The organism is Paenibacillus pasadenensis (assembly GCF_002864175.1).
Taxonomy (GTDB): Bacteria; Bacillota; Bacilli; order Paenibacillales; family Paenibacillaceae; genus Paenibacillus_O; species Paenibacillus_O pasadenensis.
The window spans coordinates 1,231,790-1,245,357 of the sequence record NZ_NFEZ01000003.1; the positions used below are offsets into that span (position 1 = coordinate 1,231,790).

13 protein-coding genes and 1 pseudogene are annotated in these 13,568 nt (G+C 58.3%); all 14 read right to left on the reverse strand.

What is annotated here, in order from left to right; translation table 11 throughout:
* The 14 genes and pseudogenes from B8V81_RS08990 to merA all read right to left on the reverse strand — a co-directional run bounded on the left by B8V81_RS08990 (position 1) and on the right by merA (position 13,567).
* Positions 1 to 783 carry an ABC transporter ATP-binding protein gene (locus tag B8V81_RS08990; protein WP_052333178.1) on the reverse strand — a complete coding sequence of 261 codons (783 nt, stop codon included), beginning with the start codon at positions 781 to 783 and terminating at the stop codon, positions 1 to 3.
* Complete coding sequence (locus B8V81_RS08995; RefSeq protein ID WP_043111224.1) at positions 770 to 1,591, reverse strand: ATP-binding cassette domain-containing protein; 822 nt, start codon at positions 1,589 to 1,591, stop codon at positions 770 to 772. The genes B8V81_RS08990 and B8V81_RS08995 overlap by 14 nt, the downstream gene beginning before the upstream one ends.
* Positions 1,591 to 2,490 carry a nickel/cobalt ABC transporter permease gene (opp1C, locus tag B8V81_RS09000; RefSeq protein WP_028598749.1) on the reverse strand — a complete coding sequence of 300 codons (900 nt, stop codon included), beginning with the start codon at positions 2,488 to 2,490 and terminating at the stop codon, positions 1,591 to 1,593. The genes B8V81_RS08995 and opp1C overlap by 1 nt, the downstream gene beginning before the upstream one ends.
* A gap of 1 nt (position 2,491) precedes the next feature.
* Positions 2,492 to 3,424, reverse strand: a complete 933-nt coding sequence (gene opp1B / locus B8V81_RS09005; protein ID WP_101808186.1) for a nickel/cobalt ABC transporter permease — start codon at positions 3,422 to 3,424, stop codon at positions 2,492 to 2,494.
* 12 nt (positions 3,425 to 3,436) lie between these two features.
* Positions 3,437 to 4,927 (reverse strand): annotated as a pseudogene (cntA, locus tag B8V81_RS09010) (staphylopine-dependent metal ABC transporter substrate-binding lipoprotein); the annotation flags it as partial.
* Positions 4,928 to 5,101: 174 nt separating this feature from the next.
* Positions 5,102 to 6,469 (reverse strand): opine metallophore biosynthesis dehydrogenase, encoded by a 1,368-nt coding sequence (locus B8V81_RS09015; protein ID WP_052333177.1) that lies wholly within the window; start codon positions 6,467 to 6,469, stop codon positions 5,102 to 5,104.
* Complete coding sequence (locus tag B8V81_RS09020) at positions 6,466 to 7,203, reverse strand: SAM-dependent methyltransferase (protein WP_240479008.1); 738 nt, start codon at positions 7,201 to 7,203, stop codon at positions 6,466 to 6,468. The genes B8V81_RS09015 and B8V81_RS09020 overlap by 4 nt, the downstream gene beginning before the upstream one ends.
* 17 nt (positions 7,204 to 7,220) lie before the next feature.
* A complete protein-coding gene (ltrA, locus tag B8V81_RS09025) occupies positions 7,221 to 8,102 on the reverse strand; it encodes a group II intron reverse transcriptase/maturase (protein ID WP_240479007.1) in 882 nt (293 codons plus the stop codon).
* 443 nt (positions 8,103 to 8,545) lie between these two features.
* Positions 8,546 to 8,989: a protein-tyrosine phosphatase family protein gene (locus tag B8V81_RS09035; protein WP_028598747.1), complete on the reverse strand. Its 444-nt coding sequence runs from the start codon at positions 8,987 to 8,989 to the stop codon at positions 8,546 to 8,548.
* A 3-nt stretch (positions 8,990 to 8,992) separates the two neighbouring features.
* On the reverse strand, positions 8,993 to 9,463 hold the full coding sequence (locus tag B8V81_RS09040) for an ArsI/CadI family heavy metal resistance metalloenzyme (RefSeq protein WP_028598746.1): 471 nt from the start codon (positions 9,461 to 9,463) through the stop codon (positions 8,993 to 8,995).
* A 10-nt stretch (positions 9,464 to 9,473) separates the two neighbouring features.
* Entirely contained in the window at positions 9,474 to 9,899 is a 426-nt protein-coding gene (gene arsC / locus B8V81_RS09045; protein WP_084137149.1) for an arsenate reductase (thioredoxin), read from the reverse strand.
* 30 nt (positions 9,900 to 9,929) lie between these two features.
* Complete coding sequence (locus B8V81_RS09050; RefSeq protein ID WP_101808187.1) at positions 9,930 to 11,339, reverse strand: arsenic transporter; 1,410 nt, start codon at positions 11,337 to 11,339, stop codon at positions 9,930 to 9,932.
* 15 nt (positions 11,340 to 11,354) lie between these two features.
* Complete coding sequence (locus tag B8V81_RS09055) at positions 11,355 to 11,666, reverse strand: ArsR/SmtB family transcription factor (RefSeq protein ID WP_028598744.1); 312 nt, start codon at positions 11,664 to 11,666, stop codon at positions 11,355 to 11,357.
* A gap of 260 nt (positions 11,667 to 11,926) precedes the next feature.
* Complete coding sequence (merA, locus tag B8V81_RS09060; protein WP_084137146.1) at positions 11,927 to 13,567, reverse strand: mercury(II) reductase; 1,641 nt, start codon at positions 13,565 to 13,567, stop codon at positions 11,927 to 11,929.
* Position 13,568: the final 1 nt, after the last annotated feature.

Genomic DNA, 13,568 nt, shown 5'->3' on the forward strand with positions numbered 1-13,568 from the left:
TCATCCTTTTCCCTCCTTATCCGCGTTCAAGGCGCCCGTCCCTGTCCCAAGGCCGCTCCGGAACAGAGCCAGAAGCTCCCGCGCGTACGGATGCCGAGCCTCGCCGAGCCGTCCGCGGGCGAGCGTCTCGACGATCCGCCCCTCGTGCAGGATCGCGATGCGGTCGCATAAAAAGGCCGCCGCTTCCAGATCATGCGTAATGAACAGATAGCCGATGCCGTGCATGCCGCGGATCCGCTCCAGCAGCTCCAGCACCTGCGCCTGCACCGAGGCGTCCAGCGAGCTGACCGCCTCGTCGAGCACGATCCAGCGCGCGCCCGTCAGCAGCGCCCGGGCGATGCAGACCCGCTGGGCTTGCCCGCCGGACAGCTCATGCGGATAGCGCTCGAGGTACGAGCCGTCCAGCCCGACCTGCTCCAGCATCTCCTCCAGCCTGCGGTCCGTCTCTGCGCGGCCGAGCCTTTTTCCCCGCAGCGGCTCGAGCAGCGCCTGCCGCACCGTGAAGAACGGATGGATCGAGGAGCGGTAGTCTTGAAAGACGGCGCTCACCGCGTCGCGATGCGCCCGCTCCCGTCCGTCGATCGTCACCTTTCCCTGATCGGGGCGCTCCAGCCCGAGGAGAATCCGTCCGAGCGTCGATTTGCCGCTGCCGCTCGCGCCGATGATGCCGAGGCATTCGCCCTCGGCGCAGCGGAGCGTCACCTCCTCCAGCACGGCCTGCCGCTGGGCCCGCCTGCCCGGACGGGACGAATACGATTTGGCGATGCCTTCAGCAGCCAGCATGGACATCGCCTCCCCAAGCCTGCTCGAAGCGAGCGGTCAGCGAGCGCCTCGCCTCCGTCAGCATGCGCGTGTACGCATGCTGCGGCGCGGACAGCACATCCTGCGCCCGCCCGCTCTCCACCGCGATGCCCTGCCGCAGCACGAGCACGTCGTCGGCGATGCGCTCGACCGCCGCCAGATCGTGCGAGATCAGGATGAGCGAGCAGCCCGCCTGCTCCCGCAGCAGCATCAGCTGCCGCACCGCCTCGTACCGGGAGGCGGCGTCAAGCGCCGTCGTCGGCTCGTCGGCGATGACGAGATCCGGCTGCAGCACGATCGACAGCGCGATCATGAGCCGCTGCAGCATGCCTCCCGACAGCTCATGCGGGAACCGCTCCAGCAGCGACCGCGGCTCCTTCAGCAGCATCGTCTCCATCGCGGCGGCCATCCTTTCGCCTGCCTCCTCGGCGCTCCAGCCGTGATGCGTGCGCAGCACCGCCTCCGTCTGCCGGCCGACCCGCCGCGCGGGGTCGAACGCCCGCATGCCGTGCTGCAGGATCAGGCCGATCCGCCGTCCGCGCAGCCGCCGCAGCTCCCGCTCCGGCAGAGCCGACAGCTCCGTCCCGCGAAAGCGGATGCTGCCGGTCTGCCTCAGGTCGGGCGGATTGAGCCTGGCGATCGCCTTGCAGGAGATCGACTTGCCGCTGCCGCTCTCCCCGACGATGGCCAGACAGCTGCCCTCCCGCACCCGAAAGGAAAGGCCCGGCACGAGCAAACGCCCGCTCGAGCGGCTTGCGATCGCCAGTCCGTCTACTTCCAGCACGTTCATCAGACCGCCTCCTTGCGCAGCATGGCCGCCGCAGCCGCCTCCGGCTCGCCGGGCACGGCTGCCGCCTGCCGTGGTCCGCCGGCCTGCGGATCAAGCGCCGTCTGGAGCGCGTCGGACAGGAAATTCACGGCCGAGACGGTCAGCACGATCATGAAGCCGGGGGCGAGCAGCTGCTCCGGACGGGAGAACATCGCCTGCCTCGCCTCGCTGAGCATCATGCCCCACTCCGCATGCGGCGCCTGGATGCCCAGGCCGAGGAACGAGAGCCCGGACACCTGCAGCAGCGTCGTGCCGAACGATCCGCTCGCGAGCACGGCCAGCTCCGGCAGGCAGGCCGGCAGCAGATGCCGGCGCAGCAGCGTCAGCCGTCCGGCACCGAGCGTGCGGGCGAACAGCACGTAGCCGGCGTCCGCATGCCGCTGGACGGCGGTCCGGGCGACGCGGGCGAACCACGCCCATTTCATCAGGATGAACGCCAGCAGGATGTTCGCCAGACCCGTGCCGAGCACGCCGATCACCGCCAGCGTCATGACATAGCCGGGAAAGGACAGCATGACGTCGCAAAGCCGCATAAGCAGCGCGTCCGTCCGGCCCCGCAGCAGGCCCGCGGCCATGCCGACCGCCGTGCCGAAGCCGGCGGAGGCGAGCACCGCCGCGAGCACGTACAGCACGCTCGGCCGGATGCCGTGCAGCACCCGCGACAGCACGCAGCGTCCGAGCTGATCGTTGCCGAGCGGATAGTCCAGCGACCAGGGCGCATAGCGCAGCGCCATGTCCACCTCGTCCGGCGGATGCGGCGCGATCCACGGCGCCAGCGCGCCTGCGGCCAGGATCGCCGCCAGCACGGCCAGCGAAGCGGCAGCCAGACGGTCCGATAAAAGGCGTTGCAGTCGCTTCATGTCACAGCTCCTTTCTGAGCCGGGGATCGAGCATCGCGCCGACGATGTCCGCGGCGGCGTTGAAGAGGACAAACGCAGACGCCAGCAGCAGCACGAACGCCTGGATGACCGGGTAGTCGCGGCTGAGGATCGCCTTGACGCTCATCGTGCCGAGGCCCGGCCAGGCGAATACGTTCTCCACGACGACCGTGCTGCCGAGCAGGATCGGCACCGCCATCGCGAAGATCGGGACGGTCAGCCGCAGCGACTGGACGAGCATCCGCAGCGTCAGCGTCCGCTCCGGCAGTCCGCATGCCCGGCCGTAAAGGATCGAGTCGTCATGGCGGCCGGCGATCATGGAGCTGCGGATGACGCGGAAATAAACGCCGGCATAACCGGCCGCCAGCACGGCGGCCGGCAGCACGAAGCTGGCCGGCCCGCCGAGGCCGCTCGTCGGCAGCAGGTCCAGCTTGACCGACAGCAGCCAGACAAGCCCCGCCGCCAGCAGGTAGGGCGGCAGCGCCGTCAGGAAAAAGGCGGCCGCCCGCGTTCCTTGGTCGAGCCGCGTGCCCTCGCGCAAGGCGCAAAAGACGCCGAGGCCGATCGACAGCAGCACGATCACGGCGAAGGAAACGGCCGCCAGCTGAAGCGTGTGGAGAAGGGCGGGACCGAGCAGCGCCAGCACCGGCTGGCCCGTGACGTAGGATTGGCCGAAATCGAGCTTCAGCGCGGACAGCAGCCACTCCGCGTAGCGGATCGGCAGCGGACGGTCGAGCCCCAGCTCGGTCCGCTTGGCCGCGATCAGCTCCTCCGTCGCCTGGGGCACGCCCTGCGCGTGCAGCACCGCCACGGCCGGCTCGATCGGGGCAAGCTGGTTCAACAGGAAAGCAAGAAACGAGATCGCCGCCAGCAGCGGAACCGCGGCCAGCGCCCGGCGTGCCGCATATCGAAGCATCGTCGCCTCCTCCTAGCGGAATTTCATCTGCTCGAACGGCAGCTCGAACTGCGTCTGCTTGAAGGCCACGCCGTCGAGGTCGCTCGGCGCGACGACGGTCACGCCGCCGTGACTGATCGGGATGAAGACCGCCTCGTCATGGACCGTCTTCAGGATGTCCCGGTACAGCTGCTTGCGCGCCGCTTCGTCCGTCGTGCGCGCCGCCTCCTCGATCTCGGCATACAGCTCCTCGGCGCGCTCGATGCCGCTCGTCGTATGGCGATAGGAGGACTCTGCCGTGAACGAGGCGATCGTGCTCTGAGGATCGTAGGCCAGTCCCCAGGTCTGGTTGAACAGCAGGTCGTAATCGCCTGACGCGCGGCGGGCCGCCAGCGACGGCGAAGGCTCTCCGACCAGCTCCAGCTTCATCCCGATGGAGGCGCCGGCGCTTTGGATCAGCTCGGCCTCCGTCTTTTGCGACAGCGACGCCGCATCGTACACGAGCTGGAGCGCGAGCGGCTTGCCCGCCTTGGTCCGGATGCCGCCGTCGCCCTGCTTCCAGCCGGCCTCCTCAAGCAGCTCGGCGGCGCGCTTCAGGTCATACGCCCGCTTGGGTAGATCAAGGTCCGCATAAGGGGTATTCGGAGAGAACAGCGCCTCTGCGGGCGTCTCCGTGCCGTGCAGCAGCGTCCCGGCGATCGTGTCGCGGTCGACGGCATGCCAGAGCGCCTCGCGCACCGCCCGCTCGCCGACCGGGCTGTCGGCGCGGCTGCTGTTGGCCGCGATCAGCTTCGTGTTCATCGGCTTGCTGCGCAGCAGCTGGTACTTGCCGGTGTCCACGAGGCTCTGCATCGCCTCGACGTCCAGGCTGTCCGCGCCGCGGTCGTCGGTGAAGAGGAAGTTCACTTCCCCCTTCTGCAGCGCGAGCAGCGTCGTCTCGCCGGTCGGCAGCACCTTGGCCGTAATCCGCTTCACCGCAGGCGCCCCGGCCCAATAGTCCTCGTTGGCCTCGAACACCGCGTACTGGTCCTGCTTCTGCTCGGCCAGGCGGTACGGCCCCGTGCCGTCATGTCCCTGCACGCCGTCCTTCGTCCCGCCATCCTTGAAGTCGTTCGGGGAAAGGAACACGTACGGCCGCGTCATCGACAGCTCCAGCAGCGTCGGCGCGTACGGCTCGGACAGCTCCAGCCGCACCGTATGCTCGTCCAGGACCGTGACCTGCTTGAGCTTGGCCGACAGCTTGATCCAGGCGTGGCGCTCGGCGTTCGCCTGCACCGCGTCGATGTTCTTCTTCACCGCCTCCGCGTTGAAAGGAGCGCCGTCATGGAATGTCACGCCTTGACGCAGATGGAACGTGTAGGCGAGGCCGTCGTCCGACACCTCCCACGATTCCGCGAGCAGCGGCGCGAAGCCGCTCTCCGTCTTTTCGATCAGAGATTCGTAGATCATGCCTTGCGCCGCCATGGAGCCCGGGTAGAGATGCGGGTTCATGTCGTTGATGTCCTTGGCCGTCGCGTACACGATCCCGCGCGCCCGGATCGGCTTTGTCCTCTGAGACTCCGCAGCCCGCTGCGAGCAGCATCAACGCGGCGGCCGGGACGGCCAGCCAACGGGCGATGCGGAATCCGGAATTCGACGTGCTGGTTGTTCTCTTGCTCGTGATAAGATTCATGGTTCCTCCTGGATGGGTGAATGAAATCAGGCTTGTGGAGCGGATGGCGCGCCCGTTCCCGAGGCGGCTGCCGCGGGCAGATCCTGGACGATCAGCTCGAGCTGATCGCGGCCGTCGCAGCCGAGGAGCGCCTCGGACAGCGGCTGCCCCTCCAGCTCCTGCCGGGCCTCGGCCAGCCGCTCGTCGAACAGGGAAAGGAAGCGGTCGACCGTCGGCGTCCGGACGCCGAGCCGGCGGGCGATGCCCTGCAGGATGCGCGTGCGGTAGACGTCCTCCTTGGGCATCCGCGGCAGCTCCCAGCGACCGTCGGCGTCGACGAAGAGGCGCCGGATCGGAACGGCCGAGAAGTCGAAATAGCGTCCCTGGTCGTCGGGCGACGAATAGGGATCAATGAGCAGCGACGCGTAGCGCACGTAGAGCAGATACTGCTGATGCACCGCGTCCAGCTCCGGGAAGCGGTCCAGCTCGAGCCGCGACAAGCTTTCCGGCCGCACCGGATAGCAGTCGTCGGTCATGAATTTCAACAGATTGACGCGGGGCACGGACAACGCCTCGCAAATCGCGCCGATCTCCAGCCAGGCCGCATGCAGGTCGCGGATCAGCGCGGGCGTAATCGGACCTTCCGGAAACAGCTTGTAGACGTAGACGGGCGACTGCGCGCGGCCGAACACGGCATCCAGCGAAAAGGCGTTGAAAAACAGCGGCGGATGGACGTACAGCGAGATGTTGCGCGTCTCCGCCTCGAGCGGCGAAGAGAGCGTCTCGATCCTCACTCCCGCCTCGGCCCAGGCGGCGCAGAGCGCGTCCAGCGCCTCCGTCCGCCCCTGCGTGGAGCCGGCATACACCTTTCGCTTCACGCCGGTCGTAAGCACGGCGGCCGACGGCCCGCCCGCCGACCATCGCGTATCTCCCAAGTAGGTCGAGAAGCTGATGATCTCCGGATCGGCCGCTGCCGAGCCGCCATCGCGCGTCTGCGCCGCACGCAGCCGCTTCAGCAGCTGGCGCACGAGCCCCGCCGAGCCGAACGTCGGGGAGACGAGCACGACCCGGCGCAGCCCGCTCCGCACCTCTGCCGGCAGCTGCTCCAGCACGGAGGCGTACGCATCGGCCGTCACGGCCAGCACGGCCGTGTCCCAGCTCCCTTCGACCGAGCCGATGCCGGCATGAAGCGACTCCAGCGCGCATTCGCCAGCCAGCCGCTCATGCAGCCGGTTCTGGACCTCGGCGCGCAGCCGTCGGTCCTGCCGCTGCGCCGCGGCGAAAAACGGCTCCGACCGCAGCGAGCGCCTGCCGGCCATTCCGACCGGCGCCTGCAGCCGCTGGCGGAACAGCACGGCCAGCTGCACGGCGGCCGGCCCCGTTCCGAGCACGAGCACCCGGCCGAGCGCGCTCATCGTTCGCCTCCCGGCATGCCGCTATCCTTGACATAGAGGGCGATGTCGAAGATCCGGTCGGGCCGCAGCGTGCGGCCCGCCAGCAGCCAGCGGCTGTCCAAGGCCTGGCGCATCGGGTAGTTGAACAGCGACTTGAAGCCGTCGCCGTACCGCATCGCCGCTGTCGCGCGCGGAGAGGTGAGCGGATGCAGCCGCTCCAACAGCTCGTACTTCACCGGAATCGTCGAGCTGAAGATCAGATGCGTCACCTCCTCCAGGCCGCGCTGCTCATGCGCATGCCCATGCTCGATCCGGATCGGCAGCTCCGGGCCGAGCTTGCGCGCCACCTGGCGGCCCAGCTCGACCGCCTCGGCGTCGATGTCCACGCCCAGCACCTCGGCGCCGGTGCGGCGCGCGATCAGCAGCGGAGTCATCGGGAACGAGCCGGAGCCGACCATCAGCACCTTGGACTCGGGCGTCACCGCGAAATGCCCGAACTCCTCCTCGATGCAGGACTCGATGTTGCGGAAATAGGCGGCTGGACTCTCCGCGCCCTCCAGCAGCCGCAGCGCGCGATGCTTCTCCATCTGCGCGACAGCCAGAGCCGAGCGGCTCCGCAGCTCGTCGGCAAGCCGCTCGGCTTCTACCGGCGAGCGCTGCTCGAGCGCCTCCCAGAGCGGTTCGCTGCCCGGCTCCAAAATAAGCTCCGAATAGCGGTCGATCTGCTCCTGCAGGTCGGCGGCATGAGCCCCCAAGCCGTCGTAAGCGGTCGTCAGCCGGAGTTCGTCAGTGTGCGTTCGGCACTCTTTCTGCTCTTACAGAAGATAAGCAGGTCGTCCGCATAGCGGACAAATCGGTGTCCTCTGCTTTCCAACTCCTTGTCCAACTCATTCAGCATGATGTTGCTGAGTATTGGACTTAAGTTTCCCCCTTGAGGGACCCCAACTTCCGTTTCCTCAAACTTGTGATTCACAATGACGCCGGCTTTTAGGTATTTGTGTATGAGTGAGATGACCCGTCCATCCTTGATCGTTCTCGACAATACCTCGATGAGCTTACTTTGGTTCACGGTGTCGAAGTATTTCTCCAAGTCCATGTCCACCACGTACTTGTATCCTTCTTGAATGTTCCTTTGACTTCTTCTAATAGCGTGATGTGCACTTCGTTTGGGGCGAAAACCGAAACTGTTCTCCGAGAATTGTTTCTCGTAGATCGGTGTAAGCGTCTGGGCGATGGCTTGCTGAATCACTCGATCGACTACCGTCGGTATCCCTAGATTTCTTTTCTTTCCGTTCTCTTTCGGGATTTCTACCCTCCGAACGGATTTCGGACGGTACTTCCCGTCCAGGATGGATTGTCTGAGTGCCTCTCCGTTCTCTTTGAGATAGGGTAGAAGTTCATCTACCTCCATCCCATCGATTCCGTGAGAGCCTTTATTCGCTTTGACCCTCTTGAAAGCTTCGTTTAGATTGTCTCTGCGCACAATTCGCTCAAGCAGTCCTTCCTTCGGCAAGTCTGCATTGGTGTTGTCCGTTTCAGTTATCCTTGCAGGGATGTGCACTCCCGCATATCCTTCGTATTCCGTACTATCTTTTTGCGTGGAGCCTTCTCTATGAAGTTGGCTGCCCTTTACCCCTGACTTGGTAACTTTCATTGACCTGCACCTCCTTAGGTTCAGCCCTTCCCGCATGTTGTCGATGGCATGCGGTACTATGGCGTCTGCTGACTTCTCATGGCAATTCTTGTTTCAACCGTGATTTGAAGTGCATCTCCTCACGTCCATGAGACCTCCCACGGTAAGACGATTCACTTTCCTTCCATGCACCCGCATCATTTACATTGGTACGTCCGTGTAGTTAATTGGACTTCGCTTTGTTTAGCAAGCTCATCCCATACCGTATGCCTGATGATGTTCGTGTTCCTCGGGTCGGAATTTTGCCTCCAGCTTCCTTCAGATTCCACCTCACGATGGACACCCTTGCTCTTGGCTAGTGGTTGGCAACTACAAGCCCCCACAGCGGACTTTCACCGCCTAGTTAATCGCCATGCGTGGCGCACCAAAAAGAAAACCACTCGGCTGAGTGGTCTCTTGCTTGCTTATTTACCGGGATATAGTTGGTGCAAACATTCTCTCTGTGATGGCTTAATATCAATGATATTGCGAATGCTCTTTGCCTTGGCCTCGGCTTCGTCAAGCGTATCGCTTAATCCCAAGGCAAGCAAGGTGCCAGCGGCTACCGTACCGGTCCGTCCCTTTCCTCCGCCACAATGAAAAGCAACTTTCTTGTTTTGGTGATAAGCTTCGGTGACGGCCTGGATCGCTTGACCGAAGGCTTTTTCTTGTGGCATAGCGGCATGATCTGCTAACGGAATTTGAATCCATTTCGCACTCGCCGCTGGATAGGCGCATTCCGTCGCTTCGCCGCGTAGATCCACGATCACGTCGATACCTTCATTTTTTACCATCGATTCCACATCAGTTGCCGCGCCCATGAAAATTTTATCCGGAATCAAAGCATGGTAGGTTTTTTCAGACGCCATAGACTATACTCCTTTTTTAAACGATCCAAACTCAATCGGAACCGGGGCCGCTGGCGGCGCGCAGCAAAGGGACAAATCCCTGGCTTCTCCGGCCGATTCGAATTCGGAATCTTCTTTTGTGTAGAAAATCTCCCAAGCGTTGCCGTCCGGATCATACACCCAAACTTTATCCTGCACCGCATAGCAGCATGTGGTATTCATCTCGTCAATCAGCAGCAGTCCGCTTTGACGAAGCCTCTCCCCTATGGCCAGCACTTCTTCCGTATTATTGACTTGGAATCCCAAGTGGTTCAGTACACCCTTTTGTTCGAAGGGGCGCACATTGAGCGAAAAATGCAGCGCCGGTTCTTCTAACTCGAATTTGGCGTAATTATCTTTAATCTTACTCGGTTCGGCCCCAAAAAAAGCGCGATAGAACTCCAGAGACTTGTTCAGCTCCGTACAGTTTAAAGCAACATGCATTCGTTTGATCATCGTCGCCACCTCATTTCCCTTCTTTGACGAATTGTTCAATCCGGCTCTTAATCGAATCGCGAACGGTGCGGAACTGGTTCATGATTTCGTCTTCCGTTCCGGTTGCTTTTGCCGGATCATCAAAACCCCAATGCCATTTCGTTACGTTCTTGTTGGAGATCACAGGGCAATGCTCGTCGGCGTGGCCGCACAGGGTAATAACATAATCGGCGCGATTCAAAATATCCGGATCGATCACATCGGAGGTGTTTTTGCTAATATCTACGCCAGCTTCTTGCATGACCTGCACCGCATGCGGATTCAGTCCGTGTGCTTCAAGACCTGCGCTTTTAACTTCATATTTATCGCTGCCTAGCGCGTTTAAAAACCCGTCCGCGATTTGGCTTCTGCAAGAATTTCCGGTGCACAAAAAATAAACTAACGGTTTTTTCTCCATGGTGAACAATCTCCTTTTGATTTCAATTCGTTAATCGCCTTGATGAACTCTTTTCGCTCTACTTCCCATAAAAAACTTCATGATCATTACAACTACCGCCAAGACGACCACAGTCACCGCAATACATAGCCATACATTCACCTGTAGCGTCTGGAGAACATAAAGCCATACATAAAGACCGGTGAGCGTAATGAACAACGTGGGAATGGTTAGCAGGATACCGACTTTAAAATAATAGCCCCATCTGATTTTCACATTTTTCGTGGATAGGACATGCAGCCAAAGCAGCGTGGCCAGGGAGCCGATTGGCGTAATTTTCGGTCCTAAGTCCGAACCGATCACATTCGCATAGATCAACGCCTCACGAATGAACCCATCGGTTTGCGTGCCTTGGATGGCCAGTGCATCGATCATGACCGTGGGCATGTTGTTCATAATGGACGACAGGATGGCTGCAATAAAGCCCATACCTACGGTAGCCACAAATAAACCTTGGTCTGCGACCGCTTGAATGACGTTGCCTAGTGCATCCGTAAGTCCGGCATTGCGCAAGCCATAAACGACCACATACATGCCGATAGAGAAGATCACGACAGCCCAGGGAGCGCCTTTTACCAGTTTCCAAGTATGAATCGCAGGACTTTTTCTTGCCGCGAACAAAAAGGCAATCGCTGCAACCCCAGCAATAATGGATACAGGGATCGAGAAAAATTCGCTGATAAAATACGCAACGAGCAGCGCGGCTAAAATGACCCAAGATAACTTAAACAGCCACATATCCTTAATGGCTTCCTTCGGCCTTTTCAGTTGCGTGAGATTGTATCGATTCGGGATGCTTTTCCGGAAACACAGATATAGCACTATGAGGCTCGCAATGACGGAAAAGAAATTTGGAACAATCATGCGGCTCGCGTATTCGGCAAAACCGATGTTAAAATAATCCGCAGATACAATATTCACCAAGTTGCTGACGACAAGTGGCAAGGAAGCCGTATCGGCAATGAATCCACTCGCTATAATAAACGGCAGGATCATCTTGTCATCAAACTTAAGCGCCCGAACCATAGCCAGTACAATGGGCGTAATGATCAAGGCCGCGCCATCGTTCGCAAACAGGGCTGCGACCGCCGATCCAAGCAGGATGATAAACACAAACATGAGAATGCCATTTCCACGTGCCAGCCGCGCCATGTGTAACGCCGCCCACTCAAAAAATCCAATTTCATCAAGCACCAATGAGATTAAAATAATGGCCACGAACGCCAAGGTGGCGTTCCACACGATGCCGGTAACGGTACCAACGTCTCCGAAGCTAACCACCCCGAAAAGTAAAGCAAGGATCGCACCAGCACTTGCGGACCAGCCGATATTTAGTCCCTTTGGCTGCCAAATCACAAAGGTTAAGGTAAATAAAAAAATAAGAAATGCAGTAATAGCCATGTAATCCTCCGCTACTCAATCGCAATCATTTTTGATTTGATCGATTTTTTCTTTTAATGATGGAAGGTAGCCCATGATCGCCTGAATATAGGGCTTATCTTCAACATTTAACGAATAATAAATCCATTGTCCTTTACGTGTTTCATTCACTAGCCCCGCCGCCTTTAATTTACGCAAATGCTGGCTGGCGTTAGGTTGTGATGTTTCCAGCAGTTCCACAATGTCACAAACACAAAGGGCGCGATCCTTTAATAAGGCCATCATCGTAAGACGGGTTTTATCCCCAAGCAGTTTAAGATTTTCTGCCATTTCATTGATTTGTTCCATTCCTTACCTCCCCTCAATTGTTATACGATCTCCTTAAGCCGCTTTGAGTAGTCCCGAAAACAATACATAACGGCTCATCAGCCTATTTTAACCCATCAATAAATATATACGGATTTACTTATATAATCAATCGATTATTTGTGAACAGTTTGTAAACCGCTAGAAAAAAGGCTACGTATGCCAAAAAAAGCCCTTGCAGATGCGAAGGCTTCTTTGGTTTAGACAAGGGCTGCGGTCAATGAAAAGGACAATGCGAATATTTATCCAGCACAACAAGACAATTTGGAAACGTCTTTATCGAACGTCAATGCTGCCAGTTTTAATCCTTCCGCCATGGTTAAATACGGCGCAAGGCTATCACGTAAATCCTCAATTGTTAAACCGAATTTCACCGCTAATGTCGCGGCGTAAATGACTTCCCCAGCATTTTCAGCGACAATATGGGCGCCTAATAGTTTTAACGACTTGGAATCAGCAACTAACTTAAAAACGCCTGTCGTTTCGCGATTTACAAGTGCTCTAGGCACTGCATCCAAAGGGAGAACGGAAGTTTTAACTTCATATCCCTTTGCCTTAGCTTGTTCTTCCGTAAGTCCTACCGTAGCAACGGAAGGAGAAGTGAACGTAACGCCAGGAACAGCTTCAAGGTTCACTTTCCGCTCTAACCCGCCAATTGCATTATCTGCCGCGATGCGTCCTTCATAAGCGGCCACGTACACAAACTGCGGCCCCATCGTGACATCACCTGCGGCATAAATCCCTGGGTTTGAGGTTTTCAAAAAATCATCGACAACAATCTCGCCTTTTGAACCTATAATGACGTTCGCAGCGCGAAGGTTGAGGGCTTCCGTATTTGGTTTTCTGCCGGTCGCAATAAGCAGTTGCTCGGCTTCGATGACTTTCGTTTCACCGTTTACTGAAAGATGGACTTGTTTAAAGTTGCCAGTCGCTTCAACGCGTTCATAGGTTACACCGGTAATAACCTGAATCCCTTGCTCAATGACTGCTTTAGTCACCGCCTCGGAGATTTCAGGATCGTACTCTTTAAAGACTCGCGGACTTCTTTGGATTAATGTAACTTCGGTACCTAAATTGTGAAACAGTTGACCTAATTCCATGGCGATATACCCCGAACCAATAACAGCAAGCGTTTTAGGTAATTGTTTAAGGTCAAGTAGTGACGTGCTTGTCAGATAATCAATGTCTGTTAGTCCTGGAATATCAGGAATCGACGGTGAAGCTCCTGTCGCGATTAAAAACCGTTTGGCGGTAAGCTTTCGCCCACTCACCTCGATAGTTTTTTCATCAACGAATTTTGCTTCTCCGCGAATGAGTTCAAATCCGTATTCACCAATTAAATGTTCATACTTTTGTTCACGCATTTCGGCTACAAGTTCATTTTTTTGTTCAACCAATTGAGCCAAATCAACGGCACTAGCGGAAGTATGTAGCCCCAAGAAAGGGTTATTTTTCGCTAAGTGATTGATTTCACCAGCACGAAGCAAGGTTTTCGATGGCACGCAGCCAATGTTTACGCAGGTTCCGCCTACTGTTCCGCGCTCGATAATCGCCACTTTTGCACCATGTTCGACCGCTTGAATTGCAGCAGAAAAAGCGGCCCCACCCGAACCAATGATCAGAAAATCATAGTCCCCCTCATCGCCAAGATTGGGAACATTATGAGATTCGAGAACTTCCGCATCACCGGATTGATATTTTGCCTCGTTGATGGCTTTTTTTGCTGTATCAATCTCCACTTCATCCGGTAATTCAAACGTCGCTTCTTCGCGGCGAAAACTCGCTTCAATATTCGCAGCTCCAATGTGTTCAAGTGCTGTTGCAACGTGTTCTTCACAGCCGTTGCATGTCATACCTTGAACTTTGATCCGGTATTTTTTCATT

Excerpts from the sequence above, each read along its gene's own strand:
- B8V81_RS08990 (WP_052333178.1), bottom strand. The coding sequence starts at position 783 with ATGCTGGCTGCTGAAGGCATCGCCAAATCGTATTCGTCCCGTCCGGGC.
- B8V81_RS08995 (WP_043111224.1), bottom strand. The coding sequence starts at position 1,591 with ATGAACGTGCTGGAAGTAGACGGACTGGCGATCGCAAGCCGCTCGAGC.
- opp1C (WP_028598749.1), bottom strand. The coding sequence starts at position 2,490 with ATGAAGCGACTGCAACGCCTTTTATCGGACCGTCTGGCTGCCGCTTCG.
- opp1B (WP_101808186.1), bottom strand. The coding sequence starts at position 3,424 with ATGCTTCGATATGCGGCACGCCGGGCGCTGGCCGCGGTTCCGCTGCTG.
- B8V81_RS09015 (WP_052333177.1), bottom strand. The coding sequence starts at position 6,469 with ATGAGCGCGCTCGGCCGGGTGCTCGTGCTCGGAACGGGGCCGGCCGCC.
- ltrA (WP_240479007.1), bottom strand. The coding sequence starts at position 8,102 with ATGAAAGTTACCAAGTCAGGGGTAAAGGGCAGCCAACTTCATAGAGAA.
- B8V81_RS09035 (WP_028598747.1), bottom strand. The coding sequence starts at position 8,989 with ATGGCGTCTGAAAAAACCTACCATGCTTTGATTCCGGATAAAATTTTC.
- B8V81_RS09040 (WP_028598746.1), bottom strand. The coding sequence starts at position 9,463 with ATGATCAAACGAATGCATGTTGCTTTAAACTGTACGGAGCTGAACAAG.
- arsC (WP_084137149.1), bottom strand. The coding sequence starts at position 9,899 with ATGGAGAAAAAACCGTTAGTTTATTTTTTGTGCACCGGAAATTCTTGC.
- B8V81_RS09050 (WP_101808187.1), bottom strand. The coding sequence starts at position 11,339 with ATGGCTATTACTGCATTTCTTATTTTTTTATTTACCTTAACCTTTGTG.
- B8V81_RS09055 (WP_028598744.1), bottom strand. The coding sequence starts at position 11,666 with ATGGAACAAATCAATGAAATGGCAGAAAATCTTAAACTGCTTGGGGAT.
- merA (WP_084137146.1), bottom strand. The coding sequence starts at position 13,567 with ATGAAAAAATACCGGATCAAAGTTCAAGGTATGACATGCAACGGCTGT.